General features: G+C 60.4%; 10 protein-coding genes. 9 read left to right on the top strand and 1 reads right to left on the bottom strand.

From position 1 onward, the window contains the following. Window positions 1-610: 610 nt before the first annotated feature. From CKO23_RS26410 to bioA, 3 genes are all read left to right on the top strand, one after another. Window positions 611-3,535 carry a DUF2868 domain-containing protein gene (locus CKO23_RS26410; protein ID WP_200333434.1) on the top strand — a complete coding sequence of 975 codons (2,925 nt, stop codon included), beginning with the start codon at window positions 611-613 and terminating at the stop codon, window positions 3,533-3,535. Further along, window positions 3,535-4,971 carry a GTPase/DUF3482 domain-containing protein gene (locus CKO23_RS18855; protein WP_200333432.1) on the top strand — a complete coding sequence of 479 codons (1,437 nt, stop codon included), beginning with the start codon at window positions 3,535-3,537 and terminating at the stop codon, window positions 4,969-4,971. Before CKO23_RS26410 ends, CKO23_RS18855 begins: the two co-directional genes overlap by 1 nt. Before the next feature lie 145 nt (window positions 4,972-5,116). Then, complete coding sequence (bioA, locus tag CKO23_RS18850) at window positions 5,117-6,406, top strand: adenosylmethionine--8-amino-7-oxononanoate transaminase (protein WP_200333431.1); 1,290 nt, start codon at window positions 5,117-5,119, stop codon at window positions 6,404-6,406. A gap of 428 nt (window positions 6,407-6,834) precedes the next feature. On the opposite strand, the gene CKO23_RS18840 is transcribed toward bioA, so the two are convergent. Then, window positions 6,835-7,005 (bottom strand): hypothetical protein, encoded by a 171-nt coding sequence (locus CKO23_RS18840; RefSeq protein WP_200333427.1) that lies wholly within the window; start codon window positions 7,003-7,005, stop codon window positions 6,835-6,837. Window positions 7,006-7,502: 497 nt separating this feature from the next. Between CKO23_RS18840 and CKO23_RS18835 the strand changes: the two genes are divergently transcribed. From CKO23_RS18835 to CKO23_RS18810, 6 genes are all read left to right on the top strand, one after another. Next, on the top strand, window positions 7,503-8,852 hold the full coding sequence (locus CKO23_RS18835) for a putative bifunctional diguanylate cyclase/phosphodiesterase (protein WP_207168616.1): 1,350 nt from the start codon (window positions 7,503-7,505) through the stop codon (window positions 8,850-8,852). A 249-nt stretch (window positions 8,853-9,101) separates the two neighbouring features. Next, window positions 9,102-11,363, top strand: a complete 2,262-nt coding sequence (locus tag CKO23_RS18830; protein ID WP_200333423.1) for a carbamoyltransferase C-terminal domain-containing protein — start codon at window positions 9,102-9,104, stop codon at window positions 11,361-11,363. A gap of 183 nt (window positions 11,364-11,546) precedes the next feature. Next, window positions 11,547-13,202, top strand: coding sequence for a methyltransferase (locus CKO23_RS18825; protein ID WP_200333421.1), 1,656 nt, complete (start codon window positions 11,547-11,549; stop codon window positions 13,200-13,202). Between the two features lie 29 nt (window positions 13,203-13,231). Next, window positions 13,232-13,849 (top strand): cysteine hydrolase, encoded by a 618-nt coding sequence (locus tag CKO23_RS18820; protein ID WP_200333419.1) that lies wholly within the window; start codon window positions 13,232-13,234, stop codon window positions 13,847-13,849. Further along, window positions 13,839-15,245, top strand: coding sequence for a two-component system sensor histidine kinase NtrB (locus CKO23_RS18815; protein WP_200333417.1), 1,407 nt, complete (start codon window positions 13,839-13,841; stop codon window positions 15,243-15,245). Before CKO23_RS18820 ends, CKO23_RS18815 begins: the two co-directional genes overlap by 11 nt. Before the next feature lie 78 nt (window positions 15,246-15,323). Further along, window positions 15,324-16,940, top strand: coding sequence for a GGDEF domain-containing response regulator (locus CKO23_RS18810; RefSeq protein WP_200333414.1), 1,617 nt, complete (start codon window positions 15,324-15,326; stop codon window positions 16,938-16,940). The last annotated feature ends 1,150 nt before the right edge of the window (window positions 16,941-18,090 follow it).

The following is an 18,090-nucleotide window of genomic DNA, read 5'->3' as shown; positions in this document are numbered from 1 at the left end:
CCCCACTCACCACTTCCGCGCACAGCAGCCTCATTCTGTTGTGCAACCCGCGCACACTCGGCCTGCGGGACACCGAACTGGCCACCCAGCGCGGAACCATCCGCTCCAAGCAGTTCAAGCTTTAAGCTCGGCGCGCAGGTGCGCAAGGTCTTGGATTGCCTTCGCGGAGAGCGACCCCTTCGCCGCCCAGTTCTGTCGCGTGCGCGCCAAGCCGCGGCGTTCGCCGCATTGGATGGACGCACCCTGAGCTGCGGCCGACACCGTCTGGGACGGCGTCGCTGCGAACGCCGCGGATGGTTCGCGCGCCGCTCACCATAACTGAGTACGCCCAAGGGCGAATCAACCGAATCGCGGCGCGATTATCCGGCATAGCCCCTGCGATTCTGGCTGCCTGCACCGCTCCGCGCCGCCCTCGGCATCCCCTGGGCGAGCGATCCTGGCTAGGCGGTTATTCCCGCGCGCGCTCATGATGGCACACGCGGGTTGGAGTGAGATCAGCGCAACGGGGAAGTGCGCAGTGAATTGATGCGCTGACTGTGGGATTATTTCCCATCCCGCGACGCACCCTGCGTTCAGCACGACACTGCGACTTGAGAACGAAGCATCAGCCATGGACCCCCGAGAGCAACCAGACGAGTGGACCCTAGCGGATACGCCAAAGGTCAAGATGGATGAGTGGACCGTCGCGGATCTCATGGATTTCGAGTACTACCTGGATGCGGACGAGCGCGAGCTGCGGGAGAAGCCCTCGTCGAGAAAGACCCTCGCGGAGCGGGATCGTGGCATCTACCTCGAGGCGATCGAGGGGCATGCCGCAGGCCGGGCGCCGCATTCGCCCGGCCATCGACGCCTCAGCCTGCGGCTCTGGCTCAAGGCGCGGCGCAATGGGGAGGACCCCGGCATCCGCGGTCTGCTCCCCGGTAATGCCTTCGGCGCCGCCCAGCGGCTGGGGACCTATGGTCTCGGGGCGCTCGGGTTTCTGCTTGGCGTCGGCGTCGCATCCGCGTTGCTCAACTACGATGGTCACCTCCCGGTCAGCGTGCCCTGGTTCGTCTTCCTGCTGGTGGTGGTTCAGTTCGTCTTCGTCCTGGCCGCGGTCTGGACCTGGGTCCGCCGTGCCCTGAGACGGGATAAGGCCGCCGCCGAGGAGACTTGGCTGCTGGCCCACGCGATCCGGCCCGTGCTCACGCGCGCCGCGAACTGGTTGCAGCAGCAGCGCCTGGCACACTCGCCCCATGAACTCCGGGAGCGCGCACTCGCGACCCAGGGGCTTCTGCGCTCCCACTACGCCGTCTACGGACCTGTCTCCGTCCTGCCGTTGCTGATCCCGGCGCAGGTGTTCGGAGTGGCCTTCAATGTCGGCGTGGTGCTGACCGCCATCGTGCTCGAGTGGTTCACGGATATCGCCTTCGGTTGGGGTACCTCGCTGTCGACGCACCCGCAGACCGTCTACGACATCGTTCGGTTCATCGCGTCGCCCTGGAGCTGGCTCTTCGGGGAGGGTGTCGGCTTTCCCACGCTCGACCAGATCGAAGGCTCGCGCATCTACCTGGAGCATTGGGCGTCCTTCGCGCCAGGCTCCAAGCCGGATCCGGAGGATCTCAGATCCTGGCGCTGGTTTCTGGTGCTCGCGGTGATCACCTACGGCCTCTTGCCGCGTGCCCTGCTGCTGTGGGCCTCGGTCATCGCGCAGCGCATCGCCTTGGCCCGACTGCCCTTCACGCACGGCCGTATTCAGTCGCTCTATGCCCGCATGCTGACCCCGCGCCTGGATACGGCAACCACGGGCTCGGGGCATGGCCCCGAGATGCCGATCCCCACTGAGCTGGCCCCGCGCGGCCCGCGGCCCGGCCTGATCGGCCCCTTGACAGGAGGCAAGGCGCTGGCCGGCAAGCGACCCTGGCGGGAGACGTCCGAAAAGGTTCGCAAAGGGCCATTGACGCCAAGCTCGGACGTAGCGTCGGCGGGGGCAGGGGGGAGCAAGACATCCGAGCCCGCGCCGCAAGCGCCGAGGCCGCCACCCGTGATCGAGCCGCCGACGCAGGCGCCTGCACCGAGCCAGGCTCGCCCCGAGAGTGCCGCCGAAGGGGCCAAGACGCCCGAGGCGCCCCAGGCATCAGCGCCGACCGCGTCCGAGCCGGATGTATCGACCTCCGAGGAGGTCTCCGAGGGGCAGTCCACGGCGCCTGTGATGGATGCACCGCCAACGCAAGCCCCGCCCGACGAGATCGCGCGGCCCGCGGAGTCGCATGCGGCGGAAGACGTCGCGCCTGATCGGTCGCCTGAGACCACCGCCGAGGTGCGGTCGGATGACGACGAGCCCTTGGAGCCGCTCGGTCAAGCGCCTGGAGAGGGCGCCGAGGGGACGCGGGAAACCGCGCAAGCATCCGCGGAGCCCAGGCGCGTCGAAGAGACTGGCTTCAGAGAGAACGGCTTCAGCGAACCAGACGCATCGCCTGAGGAGAGTCCGCCGAGCGCCGAGACCGAGGCCGTCGCGCCAGGGCAGACCGACGGCATCGCGGATACCACGACGGATGAGCCGCCGGAGGCGGAGCCGGCACGTGAGGCGTCGCCCGCGCTGGTCGAAGCCGTCGCGGCGGAGTCAGAGCAGCCGGACATGATCGGGGCCGCTGGAGAGGAGCCCCATGCACTGGACGCCGCCGAAATCGTGGAACCGGAGCCGGTTGAGGCAGTCTCCGAGCCTGAGCCTGAGCCTGAGCCTGAGCCTGAGCCTGAGCCTGAGCCTGAGCCTGATCTGACGTCTGAGCAGGGGGTAGAAGCCGAGCCGGAGCGCTTGCCTGAACCTGAGCCAGCATCCGAGACTCCGCCTGAACCTGAACCTGAACCTGAACCTGAACCTGAACCTGAACCTGAACCTGAACTACCCCCAGCGCCGGAAGTCGAACCAACGCCTGCATTGGAGACGGCAGCAGAACCCGAGCCTGCGGTCGAGCCGAAGCATGACGCCGAGCCGGAGGCCGCGCCGGAGCCAGAGGTCGAGGCCCAGCCAGAGCCAGAGGTCGCGTCTGACGCGGAGGCGTCTGACAGGATCGGGGGTCGCGATGGCGTCACCCTCTTCGCGCCGGATGCCTGCCTGCTGCTCGTCCATGTCGATGTCGACGACGTCCTGGAGGAGGAAGACCGGCCGCGCCTGGAGCAGCTTCTGCTTGAGTTGAGCGGCTGGCGTGTCGGGGCCTACGCCACCTTCGGCGCGGGTAGCGCCATGACGGCCCAGGCACTGGCGCTCTTGGACGAGGGGGACTGGCAGGCGCCGCCGCCTCGGGTGGCCGTCGTTCAGGACGGCTCCCAGCCCCCGATCACCGAGAATCTGCTCTTTCTGCGTGAGCTGCGCGCCACGGCGGGTCAGCGCGCACAGATGCTGCTGGCGCTGGTCGGCGATCCGGAGGACGATGATCGGCTGCCCCCGCTGCGTGCCTTCGACTATACCGACTGGCAGCGCAAGATCGACCAAATGGCGGATCCTTATCTGCGTCTCGAGATGCTGGCACCGTCCAGCGAAGAAGGAGAAGTTTGATGGCGGCGAAGATACCGCGACTGGCGATCATGGGGCATCCCAATGCCGGGAAGTCTTCCGTCGTGGCCACCTTGACCGAGAACGACTGCATCGCGATCGACAAACGGGCGGGGACGACGACCGCGTCCGACGTCTATCCCGTCGTCATCGACGGACGCACCGTGATCGAGTTCATCGATACCCCCGGCTTTCAGAATCCCAATGCCATCCTCGAATGGTTCCAGGCCAACGAGAACGAGCGCGATCTCGCCCGTTCCTTCGTCAAGGCCTACAAGGCGGATCCGCTCTATGCGCACGATATCGCCTTGCTGGAACCGGTCGCCGAGGGGGCCGGGATCATCCTGGTCGTCGACGGCTCCAAGCGCATCAAGGAAAAGGATCGGGTCGAGATCGAGCTGCTGCGTCTCACCGCGCGTCCGCGCATGGCGATTCTCAACAATCTGAGCAAACAGAATCGCTACATGAGTCAGTGGCAGGACGCCCTGAGCAAGGCATTCAACTCGGTGCGGGAGTTCAACGCCCACCGCGCGACCTACGCCGAGCGCATCCGCTTGCTCAATGCCCTCAAGGCCATCGATCAGCGCTGGGAGCCGGAGGTCGAGCGGGCCGTCGATGCCTTCGCCAGCGACTGGGAGCGGCGCACCGACCAGGCCGTCAGCACCATCCTCGACCTGCTCAAGGAGGCGCTGTCCTACAAGGTCTCCGAGACGGTCAAGAATTCCAAGATCGTCTTCCAGAGCGGACGCGATCGGGTCAAGGCGGAGATCACCGAGGCGTTCGAGGACGGTTTGCGCAAGATGGAAACCGACGCCCAGGAGCAGATCCGCGGCCATTTTCGGCACAACGTCTGGAATGTGGCGCCGGATTCCATCCTCGGACAGGACCTGCTCTCCGAGGAGGTCGGACAGGCATTGGGTCTATCGCGGCGTCAGCTCGCCATGGTCGGCATGGCCGCGGGTGCGGCGTCCGGTGTCACGCTGGACCTGGCAACCGCCGGTCATTCGCTCGGCACGGGGGCCTTGCTCGGGGCCGCGACCGGCGGCTTCCTCGGCGTCATGGGCGGCAAGGCCCTGGCGAAGCTCAATATCGAGCGTGCGCCCAACACCCATGTCTTCACCATCGGCCCGGTGTCGAATCCACGCTTCCCCTTCGTGCTGCTCGATCGCATCGTGCTCTACTGCGCGCGCGCCATGAACTGGGCCCATGGACGCCAGGCCGCCGATGAAGAGGCCGCCGACAAGGTGCCTGATCAGGATGTGAGCAAGCACGGCTTCACGGAGGAGCTCTCGGCGCAAGAACAGCGAACGCTCGCCAAGTTCTTCGGCGCGGCGCGGCGCGGCAAGGCGTCCGATCTGGAGGAAGACTGCCGGGACATCATCAAACGCATCCTGCGCGGTGTCTCCCTGAGCGAGATCGATAGCCGCAGCACGCTCTGATCCTGACCGGGCACGCCATCCGCATGGCGACCCGAGAGACGGGATTGGATGAAGCCGCGTTCCCAGGCGTCTGCCCGTGGGACGCGGAGTTGATCACCTCCCCAGCGTTCTGGCCGGGCTGAGTCACCCCGGCCTGAGTCAAGGCATGAACAGCGACGAGATCCTCTCCATCGACCAGGCGCACGCCTGGCACCCCTACACCTCGACCATCGACAGGGACCCAGTCTATCCGGTGTGCGCCGCCCATGGCTGCGAGCTGGAGCTGATGGACGGGCGTGTCCTGATCGACGGCATGGCCTCCTGGTGGTGCGCCATCCACGGCTACAACCATCCGCTGCTGAACCGCGCGGCGCGGGATCAACTCCACGACATGGCGCATGTCATGTTCGGCGGTCTGACCCACGCGCCGGCGATGCGTCTGGTCAAGTCCCTGGTCGAGCTGACGCCCGAGCCGCTTCAGCACGTCTTCCTCTGCGATTCCGGCTCCGTGTCGGTCGAGGTCGCCATCAAGATGGCGCTGCAGTTCTGGCTCGCGCTGGGGCGAGCGGAGAAGCATCGCCTCATGACGATCCGCTCCGGCTATCACGGCGATACCTTCAATGCCATGTCGGTCTGCGACCCGGTGACAGGGATGCATCATCTGTTCAGTCGCGTCCTGCCTCGGCAGGTCTTCGCCCCGGCGCCCAGCAGCCGATTCGGCGAGCCCTGCGCTGCGGAAGACATCGACGCCTTCGCCGCGCTGATCGAGCGCCACCATGGCGAGCTGGCGGCCGTCATCCTGGAGCCCATCGTCCAGGGCGCGGGCGGGATGCGCTTCTACAGTGCTGACTATCTGCGCCAGGTCAGGGCACTCTGCGACCGCTTCGACGTGCTGCTCATCGCCGACGAGATCGCGACCGGTTTCGGCCGCACCGGACGCCTGTTCGCCTGCGAGCACGCCGGCATCGCGCCGGACATCATGACGCTCGGCAAGGCGCTGACGGGCGGTTATCTCACCCTGGCCGCAACCCTCGCGACGCGCCGCGTCGCCGACACCATCTCTTCCGGCGAGCCAGGCGTCTTCATGCATGGCCCCACCTTCATGGGCAATCCCCTGGCCTGCGCCATCGCGAACGCCAGTATCGATCTACTGCTCGCGGGCGACTGGCAGGCGAGTATCCAGCGGATGGAGCGGACCATGTCGGATGGTCTCGCACCCTGTCGCGGACTTCCAGGCGTCGCCGACGTGCGCGTGCTCGGCGGGATCGGCGTGGTCGAGATGGAACAGCCGGTGCGGATGCGCGAGATCCAGCGCCAATTCGTCGAACGGGGCGTCTGGGTCCGGCCCTTCGGTCGTCTCATCTATCTGATGCCGCCCTATGTCATCACGGATGCGCAGCTGGAGCGGCTTTGCGGCGCGGTCTGTGAGGTGGTTGGGGCCGGATCTGGCCGGTAATTGGCTGAGGGCGAGCAGACCGCTCAGCATCGGCGCGCCGAGCGCCACCAGCCGATCCGCTGCCGCGTTCGCATGCACGCGGCAGCGGCCGCATCAGGCAAGGACCCGATTGCTTGGCGTGGGTCATCGAATGCTGGCCCGGCGCCGGGAGGCGCCGACCTGATTGGGGACTCCTCATCTAGCGGCGGCAGCTGCAGGGAGTCCTGGCCCGCTTTAAGACCTACGACGCCTCGCTGCGCCTTGCCAGACACCGCGTTGGACGCATCCTGGAAACCGTCCAACCGTCCAACCGTCCAACCGTCCAACCGTCCAACCGTCCAACCGTCGGATCTAGGATGACCGGCCGTCGCCTCCCGCCTTCCGCATCGCTTGTCGCGCACGCCCTGCTAACACCATCACAGATTTCTGAGCCAACGCGAAGAAAAATATCACTCCAGGAAGGCGCTGACTGAATGCCATTCGGGCATGCGATCAGCCCGCGAGTCGCAGCCGCTGAACCGGAGCCATTCCTTCTCTAAGGAACTGTCCATCGATTGCTTCCCGCCTTTCTGCTCACGACGCTGCAGCTTCGTGAGCTCAGCGATGAAGCTCTGCTTCACGACTTCGGCGGCTTCCGGCGCTTGATTGGGTCGAACCAGGTGCCGATCCTCGCGTTCGCGCAGCGGAGCTTCGTCACCAGGCTCGAATCAGGACGCAGAAGACGGACAGCTCCCAAGTACGAAGCGCTTGAAAATAGGCGGCCTTCCTCGACTCGAACGGGAGGCGTTAGACGCGGCTTTCATTCTCGCTATCGTGGTTCCGGCATGTCCGTAGGCCCGAGCCGCGGCTCTTTCCATGCGGGAGGCGCGTCCGATAGGAAATGGCCGTGCGCGCATGCATTCGCGCACGCGGCGCGTCGGCTAATGCAGTCGATGCGCCCCCCGGGGACCCCTCCGGACAGCAGGCCGAAACGAGGTGCAGTGAGCGATGCGTTTTAGACCCATGAGTGTCATCTGACCATAACGAAGTCCCGCCTGGTGCCCTATGCGCGAGCCTCCGGGTGAACATCGAAACGTCGAGACTCCCTATGTATGGACCCAATCAGGAAGCCCCGCCGATGCCATTCGGAGTCAAGGATTCCGCGCAGGAGGAGATGGCCGACCCCGTTACGCTGGAGGCCACGCCGGCCCCAATCCATTCCGGTACCGCCCCTAGGATTCCCGCCGCACTTGCGTCAGCCCTTGCGCGCCGAGATCAGACCGACAAGTCAGCGGGCATGCTCGCCGTTCTTAGCCTCAGTGAATACCGTACGATCCAGGCCGTCTTCGGGCACGCCTCGGCCAGGAGCTTGCTGGCCGAGGTCTCCGCGAAGCTCTTGGCTGTGCTTCGCGATGACGATCTGTTGGTCGCGCTCGGCGATGGCGAACTCGCTGTACTGATACATGGTGTTACCGAAGCCGGGGCAGCCGTTGTGATCGCCGAGCGTTTGATTCACCAGTGCCGTGGCGTCTATCAACTGGGGCAGCAGCGTGTGCAGGCCCGCGCCCACCTGGGTATCGCGCGCTTCCCCAGCGATAGCTCCGATCCCGCAGAGCTGCTGCGGCAGGCCCATATCGCGTTGCACGAGGCCAAGGCACCTCATGCGGCGCCATACCAGCTATTCAGCCACAGCCTCTCCGAGAAGCTGCGCGAGCGCGTTTGGCTAGCCGCGGAACTCGAAGCAGCGATCGAGGAGGGCCGTCTCGAACTTCATTATCAGCCACTATTCGCCATGGACAGCCGTCAGACCATCGGCGCCGAAGCACTATTGCGCTTGCGCAGCACAAAAGGGGAACTCATTGTTCCAAACCGATTCATTCCCCTTGCTGAAGAGTTCGGTCTGATCGTCCCCATTGGCACCTGGGTTCTCAATGAGGCATGCCAACAGCTCGCGCAATGGCGCTCGGTCAGATCTCTGCGCATGGCTGTCAACGTCTCGCCGATCCAGCTCGCCGATCCGGCCTTCGGTGCGATCATCGACGCCGCTATCATGCACGCCGGCATCGACTATGATGACCTCGTTCTTGAGATCACCGAAAGCGTACTGCTTGACTGCCTGCCGTTCGTGGAGAAGAGTTTCCGCGAGCTGACTGATCGTGGTGTTCATATCGCGCTCGACGATTTCGGCACTGGCTTCTCCTCACTGTCTTATTTGACTCGCCTGTCTTTCAGCACCGTCAAGATCGACCGCACCTTCATTCAATGCGTTCCCGACGATATTCAGGCGACACGCGTCACGTCCGCCGTCATCGCTATGGCGCACGAACTCGGCATGACCGTCGTTGCAGAAGGTGTGGAAACAGAGCAGCAGTTTCGTTTTCTCGCCAAGGCTGGGTGTCAGTTCGGCCAAGGATTCGGGTATTCGAGACCACAGCTCCCGGAGCATTTCCTATCCGTTATTAGCAAAACGATGCAATGCTGGGAATGATGCGATTCTTAGTTTTTTCGGGAATTCTGTGAACAGCGTCAAAACTCATTTGTTTTCAGTAGCCTTGTGACGAACTGCCCAAACACTATCTGCGGACGTCTGTATTCTGCTCCCACGCTATAACGGATAGGCGCTCGTGATCATGAATCGACGACTAGCTTAGCAAAACGCAAGGTTCATCGCATGCTTTCTCTCGCTACCGTGCGCAGGCATTTGCCTCAACAGAACAGTCTCCGAAGGAATTCAGACGTGTCAAACTACCATCTCGGAATCAACCTCGGTCATGATCGTGCCGCTGCGCTCGTATGTGATGGTGAGATCCTCGCTGCGATCCATCAAGAGCGCATCGATCGATGCAAACATAGCGTTGGCGTCCTGCACCAGTCACTACACGATCTCACGCAGGTTCAACCCCCCGACGAAGCGGTTCGCTACTGTCTCGATTCGGTAGGGATTCGTCTCTCCGACGTCGCCACGATTACGGCGAACATGCCGGGAGTGGATTACGGTCCCGATATCCTCCGCCGCAAGCTTTCTCCCGAGCTCGCCGACCGCGTGCTTCGCGTGCCCAGCCATCACATGGCCCATGCCTACAGCGCCTATTGGCCCTCCGGATTCGATGAAGCCTTGATTCTTGTCGTCGATGCCAGCGGTTCCACCACCGCGGATCACCAAACCGAATCCTATTCCCTGTATGCCGCCCATGGTGAGGACATCACCGAGGTCTATAGCCACAAGATCCCCGCGCATCTCGCATCCCTGTCGACCCTCGGCTTCCTATACGAGTACATATCGCGCAAGGCCGGTTTCGTCACTGAGATCGGTTCTGCCATTTCGATCCCCGAGGCCGGGAAGCTCATGGGGTTGGCGTCCTATGGTGGGAGGCAGCACAACTGGCATCGCTGGATCAAGTTGATAGAGGGCGAAAAGGCCGTCGCGATCCCGGCCTACGACATCTTCCTCGAGGTTGCCGCTCTAGAGAAACACTACGACAAGCAGGAAGGCAAAGCCTATCTTCGTCCGTACCTGGTCGATCTGGCATGCAAAGTACAGAGTGAACTCGAAGAGGCACTGCTTCACATCGTCGCCCAGGCCGTCCGCGAAACGGGTCTGCGCCGACTGTGCATGGCGGGCGGGGTCGCTTTGAATTCTGTCGCGAATTACCGCCTCCTTCGCGATCTCGAACTGGACGATGTCTTTGTCTTTCCCGCCGCGGGTGATGCCGGTATCGCAGCTGGATGCGCGCTCTGGGCGCATGCGACTCAAGACAGCGCCCGCCATCGGGTGCCCCTCAAATCGGCTGCACTCGGAAGACGTTACCCACCTTCGGAGATCGCACGCGCCCTTGAGACATTCGGTGATGAGATCACCGTCGAGGAGCTTTCACCGCAGAGCATGCTCTCCCGCACCGCGGACACCCTCGTGCAGGGCCACATCGTTGCGCGTTTCGAAGGTCGATCGGAATACGGACCGCGAGCACTCGGTCAGCGCTCGATCATGGTCGATCCGGTCTTCTCGAGAATGAAGGATGTCCTTAATGCCCGCGTGAAGTTCCGCGAGGCGTTTCGACCCTTCGCCCCGGTGATCCCGGAGGAACGGATCTCGGAGGTCTTCGAGCACAAGGTCGCAAGCCCGTTCATGCTGATCGTCTCTCCGATCAAGTCGCATTTTCAAACGGAAATACCAGCCGTGACCCATTCCGACGGCACCGGTCGAGTCCAAACCGTCACCAAAGAAGATAACCCCTTCTTCTACGACATCTGCCATCGCTTGAGCAAACTACGGGATGGACCGCCGGTCGTGCTCAATACCAGTTTCAATATCGCCGGCCAGCCCATTGTCGAAACCCCGGAGGAAGCCATCGCCACCTTCTTGCGGACCGATATCGACTACCTGTCGATCGAGAACTTCTGGCTGCAGAAGACAGGGGTGCCGATCAAGAGATATGACGATCACCTCGCCGGTCTTGGTGAGGACAAATTGCCGCAAGGTCTACCCTCTGGCCAACCGTCCGTGCACAGCTTGATGCGAAGACTCGACCGCGCCCTCTTCTGGGATGATGTCGAAGGGTGCCCTTGGTCAGAGGACGAGTTGCAGAGGCTGTCCAGTCAGGGCGCTCGCTACAAGGAGTCCAGCGTCCTCTTCGCTGACAATCCTTTCGGTAGGCCGTTTCAAACTCAGCTCGCGCCAGAAGTGGTCTTGCTCCTCGATCCGCGCGGAGAGTCCATCCTGACCCACGTTCGGGGTACGACCAAGCCAGGCAGGTATTCCTTTGATCAAGTGAAACTGATCATGAGCCTGCTCGCCGAAGACGATTCGGTGCGCGACTCACTGCGGACCGAGCAACAGTTCACGACACGTGAGTGGGATAGGAAGATGAGCTGGGCAGTCTCCGAGCTTGCCCGATTCGGCCTCAAGCCAAGCGCCTGGTACCGTGAGTGCTCACCGCAGGACTCTGCGATCACGGAAGCGGAAGTGACCCCGCTTGAGCCGGCTGCTGTTTCTTCCTAACCGCGCCGAGTCGATGACCAACCGACTTAGCCTTTACCGAGAAGACCCGTCGGCGCCGCGCGGATTACGGCAGAAGCGAGCTCAAAGGGCAGTAGACCTGCTGCTTTGCGGGCTCCCGCATCGCCGCGCGAGATCCACCGACGAGAAACGCACTCGATCCACGCCACGTAAAAGGGCATTCCGATGAAAGCACCTGCGGCCGATAGCCTAGAAGCCAACCAGTCCCGGACGGGGAACCTGTACACGCTGTACTCCGAAGCGGACGCCGGTCTCCGAGAAACGCTTGCCCCTTTCGAAGACGAGCATTTCGGCTTGCCCGCGGCTCTTGAGACATTCCGTGCGCTGCTGGAAGAAGCCGACTACACCGAGTCGAGTATCTGTACCCTCTTGGGGGTCGAATCACTGCAGCACATCGAGCCAACGCATCTTTTCTATTACGATCATTTCAAGCTGCCACGGACTGAGCTTGGAGATCTCATCCGCCTCTTCCAACTTCAGGCCGCCCTCCCGGAGGCGCGTATCCGCGCAATCCTGGGTGACGCGTGCTTCGATACCCTCGACAAAATTGGCGTCTTAGCCCCGCATGGGGATCTGTGGGCCTCCCAGGTGCAGATCTTCTGCACGAACGACCTGTACGTTGCGACCGATCACCGCTACCTCATCGGCAGCGAGACTCTTCTGCGCGAATACCCGGTCATGTATGTCGGGCTCGATAGTGCCGGATTGACGCATGTCGCGCCCCGTCAGCCTTGTGACCGGCTGCTGGATCTCTGCACCGGGTGTGGGATTCAGGCGCTTACCGCGAGCCGATACGCCCGCCAGGTCATCGGGGTTGACATCAATCCACGTGCTGTCCGCTTCGCGCGCTTCAACGCGCAACTGAACGGTGCCCGCAACGTTCGATTTATCCGTGGTGACCTCTATGGTGCCGTGCCGGGCCAGACATTCGACGTCATCCTCGCCAACCCACCTTTCGTTCCGAGCCCGAGCATGGCGGTGGCCTTTCGCGATGGGGGAGCCCGCGGGGAGAGTGTATTGGCCCGCATCATCAAGGGCGCCGCATCCGCTTTGGCTCCCACGGGGAAACTGCACATTGTCACGGATCTCGTCGACGTGAGCAGCTATGAGACGAAAATCAACGCCTGGTGGCAGGGTGGTCCCACCCACACGCTGATTCTACAAACCGCCGATCGAGACGATATCCAGTTTGCGGTACCGCACTGTCACGCACCATTCGGACAGCGGTTCCAAGAATATAACGATCAACTCCATCGTTGGATCAACAATTTTCATGAAGCCGAAATAGGTGCTGTGAACTTCGGCTACATCTTGATTCATTGCCTGCCTGATTCGGCGAAGTCATCCTATTTCAGGAGAACCATCTCCAATCCGACGCGCCCAATTTTCAAGCAGACGCTGGCCTATTTTGCACAGCGCGATCTGTTAACGCAGCCCGACAGAGACAGCTATTTCATTCAGCTCGTCGATGGAGTTCGCGTCCGAAGGGATCATCGGATTGACAACTCGGATCCGAGTATCGAGATTCATGTCCCGGACAACCAATATTTCACCACTTACGTGATCAATTCGAGCATTCTGCGCACACTGATGACCATCGCGCACGGTGAGCCCAAATGGAAATACTTCGTCAACGATATCAATCGGCATCTCATCCTGGATCTAATCTTTAAAGGAATACTCTATCTGTCGAAAGACAAACGCGTCAGTCATCCCTTCGTGGATCGTCGCAGGGATGCACAGCGCTCCAGGGGTACACCGAATACCGTCACTGAGCTGCAGACCGAGACGACGCCCACTTGTCTCTCCTCTTACCTGTAAAAAAATTTTCGCACCTGGAGCAAATAGGAATGAATCCGAAGACAACGGCTCTTGTCCTCATTGGTTACCAAAACGATTACTTTGCGAACGACGGTGTGCTCCATAGTGTTGTAGAGGAATCTGTCGACCAGGTGCTTGAGAATACCCTAGCGCTCCTCAGGGTTCTCGAAAAGACCGACGTTCTGATCGTGACGACACCGATTATTTTCACCCCCGACTACAGCGAGCTGACCCAACCCGTCGGAATACTGAAGGTCATTAAGGAGGCCGGTGCCTTCAAAGCGGGTACGATGGGCGCTCAGACGATCCCGGAGATACACAGATTCGGCTCGCGGATCGTGGAAGTGCCTGGTAAACGCGGTTTGAATGCTTTTGCCGACACCAACCTCCACAAGGTTCTGCAAGAGCGCCATATCGAAGACCTTATCCTGGCGGGCGCAGTGACCTCCATCTGTATCGACTCGACGGGCCGTGCCGCGTTCGAAAGAAACTACAGAGTGACACAGCTTTCGGACTGCACGTCGGGCCGCACCAGCGTTGAGCAGAGTTTCTATTGCAACAATGTCTTCCCTCTCTACGCGACGGTTGCAGATTCCCGCGATCTATTGTCGCAACTCGGCGTAGGCGACTCCGACGATGCACAGTAGCTCGCTCAAAACCCAGGAACTCAACGCCCAGGTTCAGTATCGTTTGATCGAGGAGCTCTCTGCTTCCGAGCAGCGGTATCGTGAGCTCGTCGAGAGGATACGCGAGGTCGTTTTTCGCTGTGACGGCGATGGGAAGTTTTTGTTTTTGAATCCCGCTTGGACGGCATTGCTCGGATACAGCGTCCCGGATTCCCTGAACAGGCGACTGGTCGATTTCGTCGTTGAAGAAGATCGCGATACTGCATTGCACTTCACCGCCGAAGAACCTTCGGAGCAGGAGAGCCGTGACGGCGTGGAGCTACGCTTTCGAAAGAGCGATGGAGAATGGGTCTGGCTACTCCTCGCGGTTCAAGCGGATACATCCGGCGGGAGGGTCGGATCCCTCTATGATATCGATGAGCGGAAACGCGCGCAGCAGTCGTTGGAAGAGCTCAATAGCAGTCTCGAGTCGCGCGTGCAGAAGCGCACCGCCGAGCTGGCAGAAACCAATCGGAAGTTGGGTGCAGAGATCGAAGCGCGGAAGCAGATTCAGGAAAATCTGCTCAAAGCGGAACGTCTCGCGGTCGTTGGTGAAACCTCTGGGCGGGTTGCTCACGAAGTATTGAATCCGATCACCAGCATCTTTTCCAGGGTCGAGCATAACGCGAATAACTGGAAGGACTTCTCGCTTCTGTTGGGTAATCTCCGCGAGGTGATCGGTGATTGGCGGGAAGAGCACGCGAATGCGACTTTCGCGCAGTATCTTGCGAACAAGAATGAGGACGGCGTTGCTTACGGCGATGAGGATTTCGAATTGCTCGACACCATCCTGGAGAGACAGGATGTGTTCCAGCAAGAGCGCGAGGCCGATCTTCGCTTCATTATGAAGCAGTTGCAGAGGGTGATAAAGATCATCAACAATCTGCGAGGCGCCGTGCGGCAGAATCGGACCGTCGAAGAGATATCCGTCATCGATCCGATCGACGAGGCCTATGAGGTCATGCAGGATTCGCTGGCGAAACGCAATATCCGGATCGTGAAGGACATGGCGCCCAACCTGCCGAGCATCTTGGCAGACGAGAACGAGCTCATTCAGGTATTTACCAACCTGCTTCGCAACGCGATGCAGAGCATCGATGAGAAAAGACACCGTGGGGGCTGCATCGAGACCGTGGCCTGTGTTTCGGGTGAGATGATCGAGATACGGGTGAGGGACAACGGTACCGGGATACCCAAGAACGATCAGGACTCGATCTTCAATTTCGATTTCTCGACCAAGGACCGAGGGGAAGGCACGGGAATGGGGCTTGGCATCAGTCGCCGATTTGTGCGCGAGAACGGCGGCGACATGATTCTCGAAAGCAGTGAAGTCGGTCAAGGATCTACTTTTCTGATCCAGCTACCCTTCGCTCGATAACGAGCATTTGCGTCACATCCAAGCTGGGCTCAGCTGCACTTTTAGGGGAACAACAAGATGACGGTCCGGAGGCAGGAGTTGAACACGTCCATCATTTGCGTTGATGACGAGCCCGGTATCATCGAGGCCTATGTGAACACGCTTGCGGCGAACAAGGGCGGCGACGGTGACATCCAAAATATGCTGGCGCGCCGCAAGAGAAGAAAGGTCGGTGAAACGGAGCCAACTGCATCGGTGAGGCAGCCCTATGCATACGATGTGTTTACCGCCTCGAGTGGTGAGGAGGCCGTTGAGATCGTTCGGGAGCAGCTTGCCGCCTCGCGACAGATCGCGGTGGGATTTTTTGACATGGCGATGCCGGGCGGTATTGACGGGGCAGAAACCATTCGACGCATTCGTGAGCTGGATAAGCAGATGCTCTGCGCCGTCGTCACTGCGTATACTGACCGGTCGACGCATCAACTTGGCAATCTATTCGAACGGCAGGACGACTGGCTCTATTTCAATAAGCCGTTCTCATCCGGTGAGTTGGAGCAGACCGCCTACCACCTGGTGACGGCTTGGAATCAACGTCGTCGGGAAGAGTCCTTGGTCACCAATCTCGAGATGATGCAGAATGGCCTGCTGTGGATACTCAAAGCGGTAGGCAACATAAACCGCATCCCTCCGTTAGTGATGGAAGCGTTGTTGGAAGGTCTTCTGAGGCATTATTTGAAGTTGATCCAGGCGGACGACGGTTTTATTTACCTTCCTCAGAATAATGGTCCGGTCTACTTTGGACTGGGCAAGTTTGGAGCCTGCGAGATCTTAGTGGATCGAGGTCGAGAGCTACAGTGGAGCATGGCCAGACAAGCGATGGATCAGAATCGACAGACGATTATTGACGGGAACATGGCAGCAACCCCGTTAATCGTTGGAGACGAGTCGCTCGGCATTCTGTTTGCGGAAACGCGGGAAACCATCGACCATGACCCTCGCTTGTTTGATATGTATGCCACTCAAGCGGTGAACATGATCCACAACTCGACGCTGTACGAGGAGCTCAATATCAGGAACCTCGAGCTGAACCGAAAGAATCAGGAGTTGATGGAACTGCTCGACAAACTAACACAATCGGAGAACCTGCAGCAAAAGTTCAAGAAGTTGAGCCTCATTGACACATTGACCGGCATTCACAACCGGCGTTACGTGGAAACCCAGTTACAGGAAGACATCAATCAAGCACGACGGGAAGGGGTCTCGGCGGCCTGCTTGATGGTCGATATCGATCATTTCAAGCTGGTGAATGATACTTATGGGCACAACGGTGGCGATTATGTACTTCAAGAGGTCGCCAAGGTATTCAAGCAACATACGCGGACAGGAGATACCATCAGCAGGTATGGGGGAGAGGAGTTCCTTGTCTTCTACATGGATATCGACCGCGAGTACGCCGAGAAACTTTGCGAGCGTCTCCGCAAGAGCGTCGAGGATGCCTGCTTCGTGTTCGGGAGCACCGAGATCAAGGTTACCGTTAGCATTGGCTGCGCCGTGTTTGTGCCGAGCGTGCATGACACGGTGAATGGCATTATTGCGAAAGCAGACCAGGCGCTGTACATGGCAAAAGCGCAAGGACGTAATCGCTTTGTCTTCTTCGACGATCATTCGGTGGATGAGGGAGAGAATCACGGGGAAACATTGATTGCCTTGAGGTGATTGCCTTGAGGTGATGACAACCATGCCGGATGATTTTTTCTAATGATCTGGAGGCAAAGATCAAGGGGAAGGTTGCACTATCGAGCTGGGTTTGTTGGTCTGATTCGTGGCGCCTGCACATCGCTGTGACCCCGGGAGTACGACGACGGAGAGACGACGAACCTGGAAGGATTAAGTCTGAGCGCGTCAGGTAGGCGAAGCAGTAGGGTCGGCCGCGAGAGGCTCGCCGTCTCTCTGTGGGGGTAGAGATGAATATAGTGCGCGCATTCCTAACGACGCGGACATCGGCATTACCTCTTTTTCGGTGGCTTCCAGCCCGACCTCATGACTGGCCATTGCGCGATGGCGTATACCGGTCTGGATCGATGATTGCGAGGGGGCGCGCCTTGATGGTGGAGATTGGGGTGCATCAAGATTCGTGCGGATGCGCTGCCGCTGTCACGGATGTCGTGAAGGAACTAGTGAGGGTCTCAAATCGGTATTCCTTGTCCCATGTTGTTGTTTATGGAACGAGAAGAATGCATGTCGCGGCCGCTATCCTGTTGGCGTGCGGCCTTCCGGACGGGATGATCGTGATCGTGTCTCGGGTGATGTTGTCTCGCGAGTCTCTGATCGCAGAGAGGTTCGAGTGTCGAATCCCAGAGGAGCGGATTCGTGTGCTCCCATGGTTCTTAGAGGCTAGGGAGGCTGTCGCGCAAGGGATGCCAATGGACATCTATCAAAAGCTCTATCGGCAGAGTCGATTAGTGGGTCCCTATCAGATCGATACGGACCGGTACCCCTTTACGGATCGCTTCGTATGATGGGCACGCGTCGGCGCGGATGTCGGGAATCATGGAGCGGATACCACATCCGGAGTTGGCTTCGGCGATGCCAACGCATTCAAGATTTTCCCCCGCCTCCAGGCTGCGCCTAGCGCAACGGACTCATGGGCGAGACCGGCTAGTGGTCTAGAGTGAAAGTCCTAATACTGTTTCTGGGCGATCGATGGCATCCTACTCATCTGTCTTGAGTTTCGCCGATGAGTTGATGACACGATGCCACGCTGCACCCCGATTCCCGTTTCCCTCACCGACAAAGAACGTACCCAGTTGGAGGCGTTGGTGCGTCAGCACACCACGGCGCAGCAACTGGCGATCCGAGCCCGAAT

It is taken from the genome of Thiocystis violacea, assembly GCF_016583565.1.
Taxonomy (GTDB): Bacteria; Pseudomonadota; Gammaproteobacteria; order Chromatiales; family Chromatiaceae; genus Thiorhodococcus; species Thiorhodococcus violaceus_A.
The sequence above is the reverse complement of the archived record's forward strand: the minus strand, read 5'-3'. Positions and strand labels throughout refer to the sequence as shown.